The 14,690-nt window shown below is 64.6% G+C and carries 8 protein-coding genes; all 8 read left to right on the plus strand.

Features of this window, described 5'->3' with window-relative positions; all coding sequences use genetic code 11:
• Nucleotides 1-36 precede the first annotated feature (36 nt).
• Nucleotides 37-2,535, plus strand: a complete 2,499-nt coding sequence (locus tag PST29_RS07560; RefSeq protein ID WP_232513253.1) for a fimbria/pilus outer membrane usher protein — start codon at nucleotides 37-39, stop codon at nucleotides 2,533-2,535.
• A complete protein-coding gene (locus PST29_RS07565; RefSeq protein WP_060842739.1) occupies nucleotides 2,528-3,286 on the plus strand; it encodes a fimbrial biogenesis chaperone in 759 nt (252 codons plus the stop codon). The genes PST29_RS07560 and PST29_RS07565 overlap by 8 nt, the downstream gene beginning before the upstream one ends.
• A 94-nt stretch (nucleotides 3,287-3,380) precedes the next feature.
• Entirely contained in the window at nucleotides 3,381-5,015 is a 1,635-nt protein-coding gene (locus PST29_RS07570) for a ShlB/FhaC/HecB family hemolysin secretion/activation protein (RefSeq protein WP_173664428.1), read from the plus strand.
• A 75-nt stretch (nucleotides 5,016-5,090) separates the two neighbouring features.
• Nucleotides 5,091-8,126: a two-partner secretion domain-containing protein gene (locus PST29_RS07575; protein ID WP_060842741.1), complete on the plus strand. Its 3,036-nt coding sequence runs from the start codon at nucleotides 5,091-5,093 to the stop codon at nucleotides 8,124-8,126.
• 209 nt (nucleotides 8,127-8,335) lie between these two features.
• Entirely contained in the window at nucleotides 8,336-9,499 is a 1,164-nt protein-coding gene (locus tag PST29_RS07580; protein WP_082729188.1) for a fimbrial protein, read from the plus strand.
• 168 nt (nucleotides 9,500-9,667) lie between these two features.
• A complete protein-coding gene (locus PST29_RS07585) occupies nucleotides 9,668-12,601 on the plus strand; it encodes a two-partner secretion domain-containing protein (RefSeq protein WP_060842742.1) in 2,934 nt (977 codons plus the stop codon).
• Between the two features lie 712 nt (nucleotides 12,602-13,313).
• Nucleotides 13,314-13,895, plus strand: a complete 582-nt coding sequence (locus PST29_RS07590) for a fimbrial protein (RefSeq protein ID WP_082729189.1) — start codon at nucleotides 13,314-13,316, stop codon at nucleotides 13,893-13,895.
• A gap of 28 nt (nucleotides 13,896-13,923) precedes the next feature.
• On the plus strand, nucleotides 13,924-14,679 hold the full coding sequence (locus PST29_RS07595; protein WP_060842743.1) for a fimbrial biogenesis chaperone: 756 nt from the start codon (nucleotides 13,924-13,926) through the stop codon (nucleotides 14,677-14,679).
• Nucleotides 14,680-14,690 lie beyond the last annotated feature (11 nt).

Consider the following 14,690-nt stretch of genomic DNA (forward strand, 5'->3'; position numbering starts at 1 on the left):
CCTGAACAGGGCCAGCGGGTGCTGTTCGACAGCCAGATGCTGTTTCAAGGAACCCAGACCCCCATCGACACCTCACGCTTTGAACATCCGGGCTACATCGCGCCGGGCAAGTACCTGCTCGACCTGTGGGTGAGCGGCCAGTGGCGGGCGCTGCAGGAAATCGAGTTCCGGGCCAGTGACGAGCCCCAGGGCAGCCAGCCGTGTTTCGACCGGAGCCTGTTGCAGACGCTGGGCATCGACCTGAAAAAAGCCGACACCGCCCTGGGAACCGCAGCCACCCACCCGCTCCAGGGCGCGGCAGCGTTCTGCGGCGAGCTGGACAGTTACATCCCCGGGGCCAGCAGCCGGATCAATATCGCCGAGCAGAAGATCGAGCTTTCGGTGCCGCAGTACTTCCTGCAGGCGAACCTGTCGAAGACCTATGTCGACCCCGCCAGTTGGGATCCCGGGATCAGCGCCGCGGTACTCAACTACAACAGCAACCTGTTCAGCTCCCAGAGTCGCGGGCAGAGCCAGACCCACGGTTACGCCGGACTCAACCTGGGGCTCAATGTCGGGGCGCTGCGCTTGCGTCACAGCGGCACCGCGACCTGGTCACCTGAGCTGGGCGGCCGCTATCAGCGAGGCTACATCTACGCCCAGACCGAGCTGCCGGACTGGCACTCGCAGTTGCTGGTGGGGGAAAGCGTCACGGATGCCGATCTGTTCGATTCGGTGTCGTTTCGCGGCGTTCAGCTGGCCAGCGATTCGCGCATGCTGCCCGATACCCAGCGTTACTACGCGCCGCAAGTCCGGGGCACGGCCAACAGCAACGCCAAGGTTTCGGTGTACCAGCGTGGTTACCTGATCTACGAAACCTCGGTCGCGCCGGGGCCTTTCGAAATCTCCGACCTGCAGGCCGCGAGCTTCGGTGGCGATCTGGAGGTGACGGTGACCGAGGCCAATGGCCAGGTCAGCCGCTTCACCGTGCCCTTTGCCACCACCGTGCAACTGCTGCGCCCGGGCACTTCCCGCTACAGCCTGACCCTCGGCCAGGTGACGGACCCGGGGCTGGGAGGCTCCGAGCAGTACGTGGCCCAGGGCACCTTGCACCGCGGTCTGGACAACCAGTTGACCGGCTATGTCGGCACCGCGCTGACGGGCAGTTACATGTCGGCCCTGATCGGCAGCGCGCTGAACACCTCCGTGGGCGCCTTTGCCCTGGACCTGACCCAGGCCCGCACCGAACTGCCCGGCAACGGCAGCCTGCAGGGCTCGAGCCTGCGCCTTTCCTACAGCAAGAACCTGCCGGTCAGCGGCACCCAGTTTTCCTTGTTGGCGTATCGCTATTCCACCAGCGGTTTTCTGGGCCTGCACGACGCCATTGCCGTGCAGGACTATGTCGAGCGTGGCGCGCAGGTCGAATCGTTTTCCCGGGTGCGGGACCGTCTGGACGTGAACATCAACCAGCAACTGGGCAAGGGCGGCGGCCAGCTCTATGTCACCGGCTCCAGCCTCAAGTACTGGAACCGCCAGGGCCAGGCCCTGAACTTCTCCCTGGGCTACGGCAATCAGTGGCGAGGCAACAGTTACTCGTTCATGGCCCAGCGCATGCGCGCCACCAGCAATGGTCCTGGGCGCGGTGCCGGCGCGGACAACACCTATTTCAGCTTCAGCCTGTCGATTCCCCTGGGGCGCGCGGGACGTCGGGGAACGACGGTCAACGCCTATGCCAGTCACGACCGGAACTCCGGCGCGCATTACACCAGCGGGATTTCCGGGGCGCTGGACCAGGACGGTAATGCCACCTATGCGGTGTCCGCCTCCCATGATCAACGCCAGCGCGAAACCTCGACCAACGCCAGCTTCAACTACTTCCTGCCCGAGGTTTCCCTGAGTTCGAGCTTTTCCCAGGGCAGCGATTACCGCCAGCAATCCCTCGGGGCTTCCGGGGGCATGGTCCTGCACCAGGGCGGCCTGACGTTCTCCCAGACCCTGAGTGAAACCTCGGGCCTGGTGTACGCCCCCCACGCCAAGGGGGCCCGGGTCGGCTACGCCGGGACGCGGGTGGATGAGCGCGGCTATGCCGTGGTGCCGAGCCTGAGCCCCTATCAACTGAACACCGTGGACATCGACCCCAACGGTATCGCCGACGATGTCGAACTGCAGGTCAGTTCGCGCAATGTTGCGCCGCTGGCGGGCGCCGTGGTGCGGCTCAACTACCCGACCCGCAGAGCCCGGGCTTTTCTGATCGACAGCCGTCAGCCCAATGGCCAGCAACTGCCGTTCGCTGCCCTGGCGGTCGAGGTGTCCAGCGGCGTCGAGCTGGGGGCGGTGGGGCAGGGCAGCCGGCTGGTGCTGCGCTCCGAGCAGGACCAGGGGACCTTGCGGGTGGAGTGGGGCCACGAGCCCGGCCAGCAATGCCTGATCGACTATCGATTGCCCCCCCGCGATCCGGCGTCCGCCAGCGGCTACGAATTGCTGCAGCTGCCCTGCCGCGCGGTGCCGCCTGGTGATGCCGATTCCGTGCTGTCGGGGAGCGCTGCCGATGCGTAACCCATGCCGATGCAGCCTTGCCTGCCGGGGACTCAGGCGACTGGCGGGGCTGCTGCTTGCTTTCAGTGCCGGGGCCCAGGCGGATCTGTCGATTGTCGGTTCGCGATTCATCTATCCCGCCGGGCAGTCGGCGCTGACCATCCGAGTCGGCAACGTCGGTCAGGCGCCGATCCTGTTGCAGGCCTGGTTGGACAAGGGCGATGCCCAGGCCAACCCCAGCGAACTGGCGGTGCCGTTCGTACTGTCGCCGCCGATTTCCCGGCTTGAGCCCATGCAGCGGGCGGCCCTGGTGCTGCGCTACAGCGGTGAGCCGCTGCCCGGCGACCGCGAGTCGGTGTTCTGGGTCAACTTTCTCGAAGTGCCGTCCCGGCTGCCGACGAGCGAGAACGTCCTGCGCCTGGCCTACCGCATGCGCATGAAGCTGCTGTATCGCCCCGAGGGCCTGGCGGGCACGGCGGACCAGGCCGTAGCACAACTGCGCTGGCGCTTCAGCGCCGCGGCCAAGGCCAGGAACCAGGCCGCGCTGCTGGTCAGCAACCCGACACCCTATTACGTGTCGTTGGCCCAATTGACCCTGGGCAGCGGCGCTCCAGCCATCACCCGGCAGGGGATCACCGTGGCGCCCTTGGGCACCACGCGGATCGACCTGCCCGACGTACAGGCGATCACCCCGGATCGGGCGGTGATTCATTACCAAGTGGCAACAGACAGCGGGGAGACGCTGAGTGGAAGTGCGCGGATACAAGACTGAAGTGGCCTCGAACAAGGGGGCGCGCGGGCCGATTTGCGGTCGCTACGTGGGGACCCGGCCAGGCGTATCCAGAGGCTGTTTGAGTCTGCTGCTGATGCTGCCATGCCTGGCGACTGCTGCCGTCTACGTACCCAATGCGGGACAGGCGATGCGTGACATCCAGGCCACGCAGCCGGCCTTGCCGGAGTCGTCGGAGCCTGAGTTGGACCTGCCCGCGGTCAAGCCGCCGAGCGCCCCGGCCCAGGCGCCGGACAGCTCCGGTCTCCGTTTGCTGGTCAAGCGGTTCGAAATCGTCGGCAACCGGGCGATCGACAGCCAGACGCTGCTGCCACTGCTGGCGGATCTGCAAGGCCAGGAGCTGGACCTGAACCAGTTGCGGGCCGCGGCCGAGCGCCTGACCGGCTACTACCAGAGCCAGGGCTACATGCTGGCCCGGGCGTTCCTGCCGGCTCAGGACATCGAAGACGCCGTGGTGCGCATCGAAGTGCTGGAGGGGCGCTACGGGCGTATCGAGCTGCACAACAGCTCCCGGGCCCGGGACGCGGTGATCGCAGGCCCCTTGTCGGCCCTCAAGAGCGATGCCCCGGTGCACAGCGATGACCTGGAACGCAGCCTGCTGCTGTTGAGCGACCTTCCCGGGGTGCGGGTCAAGGGCACCCTGCGTGCCGGCGAGCAGCGCGGCACCACCGACCTGCTGGTCGATGCCGGGCCCGGGCCCTGGGCCAGCGGCAGCCTGGAAGCCGACAACTACGGCGGCTACTACACCGGCGAATATCGCCTGGGGGGCAGCCTCAACCTCAACAACCCGCTACGCCTGGGCGACCAGCTCAACCTGCGCGTGCTGGGCAGCGACGAGGATCAGCGTTACTACCGCGCCGCCTACAAACTGCCGCTGGGGCCCCGGTCCACCAGCCTGGGCGTGGCCTATTCGCACATGAGCTACGAGCTGGGCCGGATCTTCGAGCCCCTGCAAGCCCATGGCCAGGCCAGCATCGGCAGCGTGTTTGTCACCCAGCCGCTGATCCGCAGCCGCAGCTTCGATCTCAGTGCCCAGTTGCAGTACGAGGACAAACGGCTGCGGGACGACATCGACCTGTTCGAAACCAGCAGCCGCAAGCATGTGGAACTCTGGACCCTGGGCCTGAACGGCAACTCCCAGGACGGGGTGTTCGGCGGCGGGCAGAACTTCTTCTACCTCACTTATGGCAGCGGTCGCCTGAGCCTCGACGGTGCCGAGGCGCAATGGCTCGATCGCTTCACCGCCGCAGCGGCCGGCGGTTTCCAGAAGCTCACGTTCAACGGCGCGCGCCTGCAGTACCTGAGCCCGCGCTTTCAGCTCTATGCCCAGCTCAACGCGCAGTGGGCCGGCTCCAACCTGGACAGTTCGGAGAAGTTCGGCATTGGCGGCCCCTTCGACGTGCGTGCCTATCCCCAGGGCGCCGGCAGCGGCGACCAGGGATGGCAGGCCAGCCTGGAGTTGCGTTACGCCCTGGCCCCGCGCTGGCAGCTCAAGGCCTTTGTCGACCACGGCGCGGTGCAGCTCAACAAGCTGCCCTGGACTCGCGAAGACAACCGTCGCCAGCTCTCCGGCGCCGGTGTCGGCGCCACGTGGAGCGGTCCTTCGCAGCAGATCAGCCTGACCAGCGCCTGGGCGCTGGACAACAACCAGGAAGGCAATGGCCCCGAGCGCACCCCGCGCATCTGGGCCAGCGCCACCCAGTATTTCTGAAGGCTTGCGTGTGCTTCGGATGCTGTCCCGTCCTGCAAGGGTTGCAGGGCGTTTATCAATAGATGAGGAGTCAACGTGAACAAGGTTTATGCATTGGTATGGAATCAGGCCCAGGGTTGCTGGAGTGTGACCGACGAGGGGGCGCGTCGTCGGCGTCGCTCCGGGACCCGCAAAGGCCTGGTGCTGATGGCGACCGGGCTGTTGAGCCTGGGCGGGCTGCCCGCGGCTTTCGCGTTGCCGACGGGGGGCACCGTGGTTGCCGGCGCGGCGGACATTTTGCCGTTCGACAACGGCAAGCAGATGTCGATCAACCAGAGCACCGACAAGGTGATCATCAACTGGAACGACTTCAGCGTGAACAAGGGCCAGGCGGTGACCTTCAACCAGCCGAAAACCACCTCCATCGCCCTGAACCGGGTGATTGGCGTCAACGGCAGTAACATTCAGGGCCAGATCAAGGCCAACGGCCAGGTGTTCCTGATCAACCCCAACGGCGTGGTATTCGGCAACAACGCCCAGGTCAACGTCGGTGGCCTGGTGGCCTCGACCCAGAACATCAGCGATGACAATTTCAACGCCGGCAACTACAAGTTCGCCGGCACCTCATCGGCCGAGGTCATCAACAACGGCTCCATCACCGCGGCAGACGGCGGCAACGTGGCGCTGCTCGGCAGGAGCGTGCGCAACGAAGGCACCATCAAGGCGCAGAAGGGCCGCGTGGCCCTGGGTGGCGGCAGTGCCTTCACCGTCAGTTTCGATGGCAACAACCTGCTGGACCTGCAAGTGGATGCCGCCGCGATCAATGCGCTGGTGAGCAACGGCGGCCTGCTCAAGGCCGACGGCGGGCAGGTGCTGATGACCGCCAAGAGCGCAGGCTCCATGCTGCAGACCGTGGTCAACAACCAGGGCGCCATCGAGGCCAACACTCTGTCGCGCAAGGCCGGCAAGATCACCCTGGACGGTGGCGACGTGGGCGTGGTCAACGTCGGCGGCTCGATGAGCGCCAATGCTCTGACCGCCATCGGTGATGGTGGCGTGATCGAGACCAAGGGCGCCAACACCAAGGTGCAACTGGCCGCACGGGTCAACACCCAGGCCGGCAACGGCAAGGTCGGCACCTGGAAGATCAGCTCCAGCGAGGTCAATGTCAGCCCCACGGCCACCGCCGGTAGCCACACCGTGTACGCCGATACCCTGTCGCACAACCTGGCCACCACCAACGTCGAGCTGAGCAGCAAGACCGGCGATGTGTCGGTGGACGGCGCCATAGACTGGACCAGCGGCAATCAGCTGAGCGTCAACTCGGCCCGGGACATTCAGCTCAACAGCAGCCTCAAGGGCAGCGGCGGTGGAACCCGCGTCGAGCTCAACGCCGCCCAGGACCTCAAGCTCAACGCCGCGGTGGAGCTCACCGGCATCAACAGCAGCCTGGGCCTGGATTACGGCAACACCTATGCCCTGGGCCCGAATGGCCGGGTCACCCTCTCCGGCAGCGGCGCCTGGTTCGACGCCAATGGCGACCTGTACAAGGTGATACAGAACGCCGCGCAGTTGCAGGCGATCGGCGCCAACCTCGACGGTCTCTACGTACTGGGCAACAACATCGCCGGCAGTGGCGTCATCAAGTCCATCGGTGGCAGCAATACGTTCACCGGAACCTTCGATGGCCTGGGCAACACCGTCAGCGGCTTCACCGTCAACACCGACGGCCCTTACGGTGGCCTGTTCGGCAAGTCCTCGGGCGCCATCAGCAACCTCAAGCTGGCCTCGATGACCATTAACGGCACCACCTCCAACGCCGGCTTCGGCTACATCGGCGGCCTGGTGGGGCTCAACGGCGGCAGTATCAACAACGTCAGCGCCAGTAATCTGCGCGTGGTCGCCAACAGCAATCAAAACAACACCCTGGGCGGCCTGGTGGGCGTCAACTCCGGCGGCAGCATCGATCGCGCAACCCTGGCCGGCACCGTGACCGGTAACGCCAATACCCTGGCCGTGGGTGGACTGGTAGGGGAAAACCGCAACAGCATCGATGGCGTTGGCTCCATCACCAACAGCAGCACCAACGTCCAGGTCCTGGGCACCATGCAGATCAGTTCCTTTGGCGGCATGGGGGGGCTGGTGGGCGTCAACAAGAACGGCACCATCGCCGACTCTTCGAGCGCCGGCTCCGTGGGCACCGGTTTCAGCCGCTACGTCCAGGACCCGAACCTTGGCGGTCTGGTGGGCTACAACCAGGGCGGCAGCATCGAGCGCGCCAGCTCCTCGGTCAGCGTGGTGGGGTTTGCCGCCAGCAATATCGGCGGCCTGGTGGGCCTCAACAACAACGGCACCGTCACTGACTCCAGCGCTAGTGGTGCGGTCACCGGCACCGGATCGGCGGCCGCTGGCGGCCTGGTGGGCCTGAACAAGAACAGCGTGCTGAACAACGTCAAGGCGACCGGCCGGGTGGCCGACTCCACCGGTGGCAACGTCGGCGGTCTGGTGGGCAAGAACGTCCAGAGCGACATCCACACCGCTGAAGCCACCGGCGAGGTGCTGGGCGGCGGCAGCGGCAACATTGGCGGGCTGATCGGGCACAACTTTGCCGGCACCACCGAGTACGCCGTGGCGCGCGGCAAGGTCACCGGCGGCGCCCTGAGTTACATCGGCGGGCTGGTGGGCTACAACGACGGCGACCTGAGTTCGGTGGAAGCCAGCGGCAACGTCACCGGTGGCAACAACAGCTTTGTCGGCGGCCTGGCAGGGACCAATGGCGACTATGTGGACCACCGCATCGATACCGCCTCGGCCAAGGGCAACGTGGTGGGTGGCAGCCAGAGCAGCGTGGGCGGCCTGGTCGGGCAGAACGACTCGCGGATCACCAACTCCCTGGCCAATGGTCAGGTCAGTGGCGGCACCTATGCCCGCCTGGGCGGCCTGGTTGGGCTGAACATGGGCGACGTACGCCAGTCCGTGGCCTACGGCAACATCAGCGTCCTTCCCCGTGGCTATCAGACCTACGGCGGCCTGGCCGGCGTCAACTACGGAACCCTGGCCTACAACACCGCCCTGGGCCTGGCGACCCAAGTGCCACAGGTCGGTCTGAACCAGGGCGTCATCCGTGATTGATGAGTAACACCGGCTGATCCAGGGACGGGCCGCTGCCCGGCGCGCCGAATGACTGTAAGGCGTGCCGGGCTGGCGGTTTGCTCCCGGGTCCTAGCCTCTTTCCGGACGGTCGGCAGCAGCCGGCCGGTGCAGGCAATCCCTCGCGTTTGTGCGCGACACCGCCCGTTGCGTGGGCGCTGGCACACAGGCGCAGGCTTGGAGAATGACAAATGATGCGCCAATGGCTGCGGCTGATCGCCACTCGAAAGCGGCTTTCCCTGTGGATCTTCAGCGGGATGTTTTCAGGGTTGCTTGGCGTTGACGCTCAGGCCGCCCAGGTCAATGCCTTTGCGGTGAACTGCGAATTCAGCAACGGTAACGGCACGCCCTGGGTGGCGGTCACACCGCTGGACGCCAGGGCCAAGGAGGGCGACGTGCTCTGGCAGCGGGCGGTGAGCCTCTACACCAACTACCGCTACGTACCCTCCGGAAGCCGGGCGCGCGAGCTGGTCACGGTGGGCAACTGGAGTGGCGGCACGCCCCAGCGTTTTCAATCCGCGCCGACCAACGTCGACGGCATCGGCTTCCGGGTGGCCGTGCGGCCCGATTCCGGCCAGCCCATCACCCTGACGCAAACCCCCGGGCTGATCGCCCTGGAGAAAAGCGAGCTGACCTACGACACCGGCAACCGCCCCCAGGGCACTATGCTCACCCACTTCACCCAGTCGCTGATCCTGACCGTGCCGCCGGACCAGTTGCCCAGCGGCAAGCTCACCGTCGACCGTGTGGTCGGCAGTTCCAACCTGATGCTGTATGCATTCGACTTGCCCGCCAACCAGGCGAGTCTGGGCTCCGAGGTGACATGGCCCACGGACACCAGCCCACCCGGCATCTGCCAGCACAACTATCCCTTGATGGGGCCCGAGCTGATCAGCATGGGCGGTGGCGGCCCGATCGAGATTCCCAACACCTGCGTGGTGGAAGGCTACAAGACCATCCCCGTTCCCCTGGGGCGCTTTGCCCTGACGGATTTTCCCAAGGTCAACGACACTTCCGCCGCCGTTCCTTTCAGCATCGAACTGAGCCGCTGTGCCGCCAATGCCAAGCCGCACATCAGCTTCACCGACAAATCCGCAGGCTCCTCGATCCCCGGCGTGCTCGGCCTCAGCGGCTCGGGACCTTCCGGACGGCCGGCCAAGGGCTTTGGCATCGTCGTGATCAATGACCTGACCCGCCTGCCCATCGAATACAACGGCACGCGCTACGAAATGCAGCGTGTCGGCGATGGCGCCAGGATCCCCCTGCGGGCCGGCTACATCCGCACCGGCAACGACGGCGAAATCGACGCCGGCCAGGCCAATGGCGCTGCGGAGTTCACCTTCACCTTTCCCTGACCCCGACCAGGCATCGAGCCTCTCGGCGCGTGCCACGGCGAGTCCGGGCGTGCTGACAGGCCCGTGCCTCGTACCCCCAACACAGCTATGCCGCCGTCCACGGGGATGCGGCTGTTGTGCCGCCCTGCAAAGGTTTGCAGGGCGTAGATCAATCGATAAGGAGTGTGCATGAACAAGATTTACGCGTTGGTCTGGAACCAGGCCCAGGGTTGCTGGAACGTGGCGCATGAGGGGGCGCGTCGCCGGCGCCGTTCGGGTGCTGGCAAGGGGCTGGTGGTGGCCGTTGCCGGTCTGCTGGCGCTGGCCGCCTTGCCCGCGGCACAGGCCTTGCCCAGCGGCGGGCAAGTGGTGTCCGGGAGTGCCGATATGCAGACCCAGGGCAAGCACCTGTCCATCAATCAACACAGCGACAAGCTGATCACCAACTGGAAGGACTTCAATGTCGCGGCCGATCAGTCGGTGACCTTCAATCAGCCCACCCGTGCCTCCATTGCCCTGAACCGGGTCATCGGCGTCAACGGCAGTCAGATCCACGGCCGGATCAATGCCAATGGCCAGGTCTTCTTGATCAACCCCAATGGCGTGGTGTTCGGCAGCCGGGCGCAGGTCAATGTCGGCGGCCTGGTGGCCTCGACCCAGAACCTCAGCGATGCCGATTTCAGCGCCGGCAGTTACCGGTTCGCCGGCACCTCCGGTGCCGAGATCGTCAACCACGGCAGCATCAGCGCCGCTGACGGTGGCAGTGTCGCGCTGTTGGCGGCCAAGGTGCGCAACGAGGGCACGGTCAAGGCCCGCGGCGGGCGTATTGCCCTGGCGGCGGGCAACGCCTTCACCGTCAGCTTCGACAATGACCCACTGCTGGATCTGCAGATCGACAGCGCCGCGCTCAAGGCCCTGGTGCAAAACGGCGGCCTGCTCAAGGCCGATGGCGGGCAGGTGTTGATGACTGCCAGGAGCGCCGGTTCCATGCTGCAGACCGTGGTCAACAACCAGGGCGCCATCGAGGCCAATACCCTGTCGCAGAAAGCCGGCCGGATCACCCTGGACGGTGGCGAGGTGGGCGTGGTCAGCGTCGGTGGGGCCCTGGTGGCCAACGCCCTGGATAGCCAGGGCGATGGCGGGGTGATCGAGACGCGCGGCGCGACCACCCGGGTGTCGCTGTCGACCCGGGTCAATACCCAGGCTCGCGAGGGCCAGAGCGGAACCTGGAAGATCGGCAGCGACACGCTGAAGGTCGGTTCGGCCATGACCTCCAGCAGCAACACCGTCCACTCCGACACCTTGTCGCGCAACCTGGGCACCACTGACATCGAGCTGGCCAGTGGCAAGGGCGATATCAGCCTGGAGGGCGCGGTTGCCTGGCACAGCGGTCACCAGTTGCGCCTGTCGTCGGCCCAGGACATCCACCTCAATGACAGCCTCAAGGCCACCGGGGACCAGGCCCGTATCGAACTCGACGCCAAGCGGAGCATCAAGCTCGACAGCCAGATCGAGCTCAGCGGCCGCGACACCCGCCTCGGGCTGAATCAGGCCGGCGACTTGGCCCTGGGCCAGACCGGGCAGGTCAGCCTGTCCGGCAGCGGCGCCCGCTTCATGGCCAACGGGCACGAGTATCAAGTCATTCAGAACGCCGACCAGTTGCAGCTGATCGATCACGAGCTCGATGGTCGCTATGTCCTGGGCAACTCGATCGAGGGCAGCGAGCATCTTCAGTCCATTGGCGGGCAACAGTCGTTCAGCGGGATCTTCGACGGCCTGGGCAATACCCTCAGCGGTTTCACCCTCGACAGCGACGGAGCCCATGGCGGGCTCTTCGCACGTTCGTCCGGCAGCATCAGCAACCTCAAGCTCGCCTCGATGAACATCAACGGCAGCGCCACCGCTCCCGGTTTCAGTGCCGTCGGTGGGCTGGTCGGGGAGAACAGCGGGCGCATTGTCAACGTCAGCGCCAGCGACCTGACGGTGAGCGCCGCGAGCGAGCACAACAACGTCATTGGTGGGTTGGTCGGAGTCAACCTCGGCGGCTCCATCGATCAGTCGTCAATGAGCGGCACGGTGCTTGGCACCACCTCGACCTCGGCTGCAGGGGGCCTGGTGGGGCTGAACGCCAAGGGACAAGCCGGAGGAGCAGGGTCGGTGACCGCCAGCAGCGCCAGCGCCAAGGTCAACGGCAGCATGGCCGGCAATGCCCTGGGAGGCGTGGGGGGGCTGGTGGGCATCAACCGCGAAGGGCTGATTGCCGGTTCGTCCAGCGCAGGCGTGGTCGGCAAGGGCGACGACCGTTACTACGTGGGCCTGAACCAGGGGGGACTGGTGGGCTACAACCAGGGCGGGAGCATCGAGGGTTCCCACTCCTCGGCCGTGGTGGTCGGCTATGGCGGCAACAATGCCGGGGGACTGGTTGGCCGCAATGACGCCGGTCGGATCACAGATTCGAGCGCCAGCGGTGCCGTGCTGGGGTTCGGTCTTGCCAACGCCGGTGGTCTGGTGGGCCTGAACCAGGACAGCGTGCTGCGCAACGTCAAGGCCAGCGCCACGGTCATCGCTCAGGACGGCACCCATGTCGGCGGCCTGATCGGGAAAAACCAGGACAGCGAGGTCAGCCTGGCCCAGGCCTCGGGACTGGTCTTTGGCGGCAGCTCCGCGAGCGTGGGCGGACTCATCGGTCATAACACCGGCGGCCTTGCCCAGTTCGCGGTGGCGCAGGGCAACGTCATCGCCGGTGACGAGAGCTTTGCCGGCGGGCTCGTCGGTTTCAACAGCGGCGATCTGCGCTCCGTGGAAGCGCTGGGTGATGTCAGCGCAGGTTCCAAGAGCTTCGTCGGCGGCCTGGTGGGCGCCCATGGCGGCGACAGGGACAGGCTGATCGACGGCGCGTCGGCCAAGGGCAGCGTCTCTGGCGGCAGCTACAGTGTGGTCGGTGGTCTGGTGGGCCTGAACGGCGCGCGGATCGTCAACTCGCTTTCCAGCAGCCACGTCAGTGGGGTCGATGCCGCCTACCTGGGTGGGCTGGCCGGGTTGAACCTGGGGGACATTGCTCAATCCGTCGCCTACGGCAACCTGCCGGTGGTGGCTGGCAACGATAGGGGCGTCGACCGCTGACCGCGGGGAGTTCGCTGCCGATAGCGGGGGCGCTGGCCGCAACGTCAGGGGCCTCCATGGCGTAGCGGCTGTACCCCGGTGCATGGCGGGCGCGGCCCCGGATCCCAGGTGCTTGCCGGCCACTTCCGGCGCGTGACGGCTATCCAGGTGAAGCATCGACAGACGATCAAGCGGGTTGCGCGCTGGCAGCACTGGCTGCGGTGGCGCAAGGTCTGACCAAACGCCCGGTGCATTGCACCGGGCGTTTCATTGTGCGAGCACTGCTGCGGCCCGGACCCGGCCGACCGTCATTCGATCCGCGCGCTACAGGGCGCAATTCCTGCGGATTATCGCGACTTTACACTGTACGAGACCATATATAAGAAGTGTCTTATTTATGAGTTGTTGTTCGTCTGCTTAGTGGCATTTTTTAATAAGTAGTACAAGTTCCCAAGAAAAATCTTGTTCATTTAGGGAGCACTCCTCGGTATATGAAGATTGGTCGTTATTCTAAAAGAAGAGTGCGATCGGTATCGTAATCGTCGCTCTGGATGGAACGCAGATGCCTGTTGGCGAGATGTATTTCATTGTGGGCGATTGCAGTTGATCGAGGTTGTTGTGGTGTTCAACTCATGTTTCGTTGGCTCGAAGTTCAGCAAGGCTGTACGTCTCGGGAGGGCGATGTTGTTTTGAATGCTGTGCTCTTAGACGGTTTTTAATAATAGGGAATCAGATGAAACTTAAATCTTTTGCATCCAAGGCGGCCTCCGGGTTGCTGCTTGCGGCATTGACTCCGGCATTGAGTTACGCAGAGACCGGTATCAACTCCGGCAATGTGAAGTTCGAAGGCCTGATCTCCAGCGTCAGTTGCAAGGTTCAGGTCGATGCCAACGAGTCCGGAGCGAACACTGGCACGGTCAAGTTCGGCAACGTCCTGCCTTCGGTCTTCGCCGGCGGCATCGGCACCGCCTCCGAATTCAAGGAATTCAACATCAACCTCAGTGGCGGCGGTTGCACCGACGGCTCCAAGGCCTCGGTCAGCTTCCACAAGGACGGTTTCATCGACAACGCCACCGGCAACCTGCGTCTGATCGACAGCGGTTCCGGTTCGGCGTCGGGCGTGCAGATCCAGATTCACAACAACGGCGCCACGCCGGGGAAAATCGACCTCTCGGAAAACAACAATCAGCAGGTGGCCGATGTGGTGGGCAACAAGGCCGTGCTGAAGTTCAAGGCCTCCTATGTGGCGGTCAGCGACACGATCGTCGAAGGTCGCGCCGACTCCAATATCAACTTCGATGTGACGTACAACTGACGTCCGTCAGTTATATAAGGAGTTGCTCATGGCGCCGAAAGCGCATGTGTTTAAAACTTTCGTTATCGGCGCCATCTTTCTGGCTTTGTTTTCCTCGGCAGTCAATGCGGAAATAGTTATTCATGGCACTCGTGTGGTTTATCCGGCGAATGCCCGTGATGTAACACTGAGAATGAATAATCCGGGCAGCATGCCCATATTGGTACAGGCCTGGATCGACGATGGCGATGCCAGTAAGGCGCCTGAAGAAATGAAAGTGCCTTTTCAACTGACTCCGGCACTCAGTCGCCTGGAACCCAATGCCGCGGCGGTACTGCGTATTGGTTATTCGAAAGAACCATTGCCTGCTGATCGTGAATCGCTGTACTGGCTGAATATCCTGGAAGTTCCGCCACAACAGAAACAGGATGAAAACCGATTGGCCTTTACCTTCCGCCACCGGATCAAGTTGTTCTTTCGTCCTACGGACTTGCAGGTCAATGTCAATTCGGCGGTGGACAAGCTCAGTTGGAAGTTCGAGCCCGCGGGAGTGGCCAGGGACATGAGCTCAGGTCCGGTCATCCAGGTGTCCAATCCGACTCCTTATTACCTGTCCTTCAGCAAGGTCGAGGTGCAAGCGCAGGGGCGGAGCGTCGACCTGGGGGCCGGGATGGTCGCGCCCTTTGCCCGGGAGTCCTTCGCCTGGCCGGCAAACGCCGAAAGAGCGCCTCGCAATGCGGCGGTGCGCTTTGAAGTGGTCAATGACTTCGGCGGCCGAGTGCCGCTTGAAAAGAACCTTCTCTAGTTGCCCTGTTA

The organism is Pseudomonas sp. St29 (assembly GCF_001547915.1).
In the GTDB taxonomy this organism is placed as follows: Bacteria; Pseudomonadota; Gammaproteobacteria; order Pseudomonadales; family Pseudomonadaceae; genus Aquipseudomonas.

Coding starts and splice junctions, on each gene's coding strand:
- PST29_RS07560 (WP_232513253.1), top strand. CDS start 37: ATGCTGTTTCAAGGAACCCAGACCCCCATCGACACCTCACGCTTTGAA.
- PST29_RS07565 (WP_060842739.1), top strand. CDS start 2,528: ATGCGTAACCCATGCCGATGCAGCCTTGCCTGCCGGGGACTCAGGCGA.
- PST29_RS07570 (WP_173664428.1), top strand. CDS start 3,381: ATGCTGCCATGCCTGGCGACTGCTGCCGTCTACGTACCCAATGCGGGA.
- PST29_RS07580 (WP_082729188.1), top strand. CDS start 8,336: ATGATGCGCCAATGGCTGCGGCTGATCGCCACTCGAAAGCGGCTTTCC.
- PST29_RS07585 (WP_060842742.1), top strand. CDS start 9,668: ATGAACAAGATTTACGCGTTGGTCTGGAACCAGGCCCAGGGTTGCTGG.
- PST29_RS07590 (WP_082729189.1), top strand. CDS start 13,314: ATGAAACTTAAATCTTTTGCATCCAAGGCGGCCTCCGGGTTGCTGCTT.
- PST29_RS07595 (WP_060842743.1), top strand. CDS start 13,924: ATGGCGCCGAAAGCGCATGTGTTTAAAACTTTCGTTATCGGCGCCATC.